Below are 4,488 nucleotides of genomic sequence, written 5' to 3' on the forward strand. Positions count from 1 at the left end.
AATAATAGATTGTTTAAAGTTAGTTTCTACAGGCGGATTAATTTGAGTTTCTCCCTCATAATTTCCCGACTTTGACTCTAGCAAATTTAATAAACTGGAATTAGACTTGTCGAGGTCTGCTAATTTTTCCGAATCTGGATTAAATTTATCACTATCTTGATTCTCCAGAATAATAGATTGTTTAAAGTTAGTTTCTACAGGCGGATTAATTTGATTTTCTATCTGATAATTTCCCGACTTCGACTCTAGCAAATTTAATAAACTGGAATTAGACTTGTTTCCGACATCTGCTAATTTTGACGAATCTGGATTAAATTTTTCAGTATCTTTATTCTCCAGAATTATTGCTTGCTTAAAGTTAGTTTCTTGTCGTGGATTAATTTGAGTTTCTCCCTCATAATTTCCCGAATTCGACTCTAGCAAATCTAATAAACTGGAATTATATTTGCCGACATCTGNAATCTGGATGAAATTTATCACTCTCTTTATTCTCCAGAATTATTGCTTCTTTAAAGTTAGTTTCTACAGGCGGATTAATTTGAGTTTCTATCTGATAATTGTCCGACTTCGACTCTAGCAAATCTAATAAACTGGAATTAGACTTATTGCCTAATTCTCCTAAATTTTTCGAGTCTACGTTAAATTTTGGATTCTGATTAACTGCAAAACTACGATTAATATTTTGTTTAAATTGTAATGCTGAAGCAGAAATATTTTCTCCTTTTCTCGGAGATTTTAATTCTGCCAATAAACCACTTGTATTTTTGTATATATTTTCGAATTCTTTTAATTCCGAAATTATCTCTTGATTAGCTTTTGCCTCAGGTAATTGTTTATTGATATTAACTTCTGAGTGTCTGTTTGATGGTACATTTGTACCTAAAGAATTTGATTTTAATTTTTCTAGTAAACTACCTTGAGGTATGAGTTGAGTAACTTTCTCCAAAGAGTTAATATCTGACTTTACTCCTTGAGTTTCTTTCACTTCAACAGATTGTTCTTTCACCTCTTCTGGGTCTAAAATTGAATTTTCAGGAGTATTACTTTGGGAATGCCCAGGTAATGGGGCCGAATACCCCTGGCCTGCATTTGAAATAACTGCTCCGATCGCTCCTACTACCACAATATTACGAAAAACACTCATGGATTTTTTTATTAGTCTCCAAGTCCAACAGATATTTTAAACTAATGGGTTCATTGCTTTACTAAAATCAAAGGTGAAAAGTTAAATTAATTAGTGAAAAATTAGAGATTTTCCTATAACCTTAACTTCTTGTTTGTTGACTCAGCGATCGCCTACTGCAGTTAAGATTAGTTCTTCTACTCCGGCAACTGGCCAAATATTTGTCTGGAGTTGGCCTGCTAATTCTTCTAGGGTCATGTCATCTAAAAATAGATTATCCCCTTGTTTGAGCATTACCGAAGGTAACAAAATTCCTTCTCCTAAGTCTTGTCCCTGCAAACCTTCTAACAAGTCTTGGCCTGTTAATAGTCCAGTTACAGTGATGTCTTGTCCCCAATAATTGCTAGATAAGGCTAGCATATTTACTTCCAATCCTTCAATTTGATTTAGTTGCTGGCCGATCGCTACAAATGCTTTCTCGACTGCATTCCCTACTACCCAGGTTAATTTTCTTGGGGTGCTTAAGCAAATGTTTTGTCCTAAAAAGTCTTTGACATAAGTTTCAAATTGTGATATGAATTGGCGAATTGAACCGACACCATTGCCAATTTGAGGATAATCNAGCATATTTACTTCCAATCCTTCAATTTGATTTAGTTGCTGGCCGATCGCTACAAATGCTTTCTCGACTGCATTCCCTACTACCCAGGTTAATTTTCTTGGGGTGCTTAAGCAAATGTTTTGTCCTAAAAAGTCTTTGACATAAGTTTCAAATTGTGATATGAATTGGCGAATTGAACCGACACCATTGCCAATTTGAGGATAATCTTCATATTCTGAAGTGGGGGGCAATTCTCGACGGCCAATTAAAAACCATTCGTCAGCTAACCAGATACAATTATTTCCAGATGTTTGTCTGAGTTTGGCCTGAATTTCCTGCACTTGGTCTATCACTTCTTCTGCTTTTGCGGTAGTGACGGGTATTAGTTCATCTTCTGTAGGGCGAAAGCGAGTTAACCCGACTGGTACAACTGCTACGGATGCTACTGCGGGTATCTCTCCAGTATGAAACTTTGCTAAATCTAATAATGTACGTTCCAGATGAACACCATCATTAATTCCTGGGCAAACTACAACTTGAGCGTGTATTTGCAGTCGTCTTTCTTGGAACCAATGAATTTGTTCGAGTATTTTACCAGCGCGGGAGTTCTTTAAAAGGCGCGATCGTAATTCCGCTTCTGTAGCATGAACGGAAATATAGAGTGGCGACAGTCGCATTTGTTCTATTCTTTCCCATTCCCGTTGCGGGAGGTTAGTCAGAGTTAGGTAGGAACCATATAGGAAACTCAGACGATAGTCATCATCTTTTAGGTATAGGGTGTCTCGTTTACCTGGTGGTTGTTGGTCAATGAAGCAAAACGGACAACGGTTGTTACATTGAATTAGACCATCAAAAAGAGCGGTAGAAAATTCTAACCCCAAATCTTCGTCGTAGTCTTTTTCGATTTCGATGTGGTGAGTTTTACCTTTTGTATCGATAACTTCTATTTCTAGATATTCGTCAGCGCAAATATATTGATAGTCTATTAGGTCTCGTGGTTGTTGTCCATTGATAGAGGCGATCGTATCTCCAGGTTCAAAACCAATTTCGGCAGCGATCGAGTCGGGTATTACTTTAGTTATTAGAGCAGGTCGGATAGAAGTTTTACTCATGTTATGAAGGAATAAGGAAGAGGGAAGAATAAAGAAGGAAAAAAAATTTACTTATCTATAGAAATCGTAAATGATTTGTGAAAAAAACTGTAGGGGTTTGCTCTCCAAACCCAACTCAATAATACCAATTTCATAAAATATTACTACAGTCACGGCACAGCTCATCTGGCAACAGCTCATCTGGCAAAGAAAAATAATAATAAAAAATAGGAAAAAAGGTTTAATTTTTAGAATTTATGGGATTTATCAAGTTTTTTATTCTAGGAATAAATCACGACTTAAGATGTAACTGCCTTTTTTGAATTTGGTATAATTTGTGAAAAAACTGTAGGGGTTTGCTCTCCAATTTAAGAAGTGAGACTAGCTGTTAATATTCCCATAATTAGATGAATTTGATTTAGGTAATATTCGGTCAAATCTATAATAATATTTTGTTTTTGAAGTTGCCAGAATCGCCAGTTAGTTCCTGATGTAATTGCTCCATAAATTGTGCTTATATTGTTGCCTTCTTTTTGGTTAAATATTCTAGCAGCTATCATTTCTGCAATACATTGCCCTAATCCTAAATTGAGGTTTTCTTTCTGAGCTTCAACAATAGTTATGACTGGAGCTATTATTGTTAACATTTCTGGAGACTTAGTAATTAAAAAGTCACAGGTTCCGTTTAATACCAATTCCCAAAAGTATTGCTATATTGCTATATTGCTATACTTTGGCGGTACTTCAGTTATTAACGGCTCGGTACAATCAGAATCATTTTTTGGCTGATTTGAGCTAGTTTAATGTTAATTATTCTTATGTTTGCTTCTCTGTACGGACGTTGCACAGGCAAAAATGCGTTTTCCGTTCCGGAATGCTCCGCTTTCCATGTTGCGCAGCAAAACGTCCCTACCTACTCCCCTACTCCCATGCTCAAGTAAATATAGAAAAGTTTTTGAGAAATGGTATAAGACTTTTTCTGGTTCGACGGTAAAATCTATCCCTGAAAAAATATTTATTTGTTCTTGGTTTTGTCTTTTGAGGTCTATTAATATCGGAGCAATAATCATTTCTGAACGAGCTTTTTCACTATTACTTGCCAGAAATATCCCTATTCATTGCTGCATTAAAAGCTGCATCAGCGGCGTTACTGATAGCTTTACGTTTTAAGACTAAATCTAAAGCAGTGTGAATAGCATCTGATTTTTCTGGAGATTCTTCTAGGGAATAAAAGTATTTATAGACAAGGGAAAATAAGAAATATTGTGTCGTTCTAATTTTGTCTAGGAAAAGCATTCTATCATTTTCTGAACTGCCTAAAAATTCCTGACTCATCAAGCGATGTTTTACTTTTGTAGCTTCTTTAGAAGATTCTAGATATTGTTAATGGCGGTTAGTTTTAGCATAGAGCAAAGCTAGATTTTTTAAGATAGTGGTTACATTAGGATGCTCTGTTTTAAAAAAACGTTTATAAATAGCTAAAGCCTCTTGATAAAGAGGTTCAGCTTCACCATATTTTCCTTGAAAATGGTATAGGAAACCTAAGTCATTTAAGCTAACAGCCACATCAGGATGCTCTGTTTAAAAAAAAAGTTTTCTCATGGCTAAAGCCTCTTGTAAAAGAGGTTCAGCTTCACTATATTTTCTTTGATAATTGTAGAGTTGAGCAAGGT

At 35.5% G+C, this 4,488-nt stretch carries 5 protein-coding genes and 1 pseudogene; all 6 read right to left on the reverse strand.

The window, feature by feature from the left end; translation table 11 throughout:
* Window positions 1–1,285: 1,285 nt before the first annotated feature.
* A partial coding sequence (locus AFK68_RS08975) for a DUF512 domain-containing protein (RefSeq protein WP_143437715.1) occupies window positions 1,286–1,744 on the reverse strand: 459 nt, incomplete at its 5' end.
* A gap of 1 nt (window position 1,745) precedes the next feature.
* Window positions 1,746–2,836 (reverse strand): annotated as a pseudogene (locus AFK68_RS08980) (TIGR03279 family radical SAM protein); the annotation flags it as partial.
* Between the two features lie 347 nt (window positions 2,837–3,183).
* Window positions 3,184–3,510 (reverse strand): hypothetical protein, encoded by a 327-nt coding sequence (locus tag AFK68_RS08985; protein WP_143437714.1) that lies wholly within the window; start codon window positions 3,508–3,510, stop codon window positions 3,184–3,186.
* A gap of 397 nt (window positions 3,511–3,907) precedes the next feature.
* A complete protein-coding gene (locus AFK68_RS08995; protein ID WP_094672435.1) occupies window positions 3,908–4,150 on the reverse strand; it encodes a hypothetical protein in 243 nt (80 codons plus the stop codon).
* A 48-nt stretch (window positions 4,151–4,198) separates the two neighbouring features.
* Window positions 4,199–4,381, reverse strand: a complete 183-nt coding sequence (locus AFK68_RS38495; RefSeq protein ID WP_246844078.1) for a tetratricopeptide repeat protein — start codon at window positions 4,379–4,381, stop codon at window positions 4,199–4,201.
* Between the two features lie 15 nt (window positions 4,382–4,396).
* Window positions 4,397–4,488: tetratricopeptide repeat protein (locus AFK68_RS44635; protein ID WP_371357294.1), on the reverse strand; the 92-nt coding region annotated here is incomplete at its 5' end.

Origin of the sequence: Hydrocoleum sp. CS-953, assembly GCF_002260545.1 — a bacterium.
GTDB lineage: Bacteria > Cyanobacteriota > Cyanobacteriia > Cyanobacteriales > Microcoleaceae > Trichodesmium.

Bases quoted from the DNA above. Each gene is read 5' to 3' on its own strand.
- AFK68_RS08995 (WP_094672435.1), bottom strand. From the start codon at position 4,150: ATGAGTCAGGAATTTTTAGGCAGTTCAGAAAATGATAGAATGCTTTTC.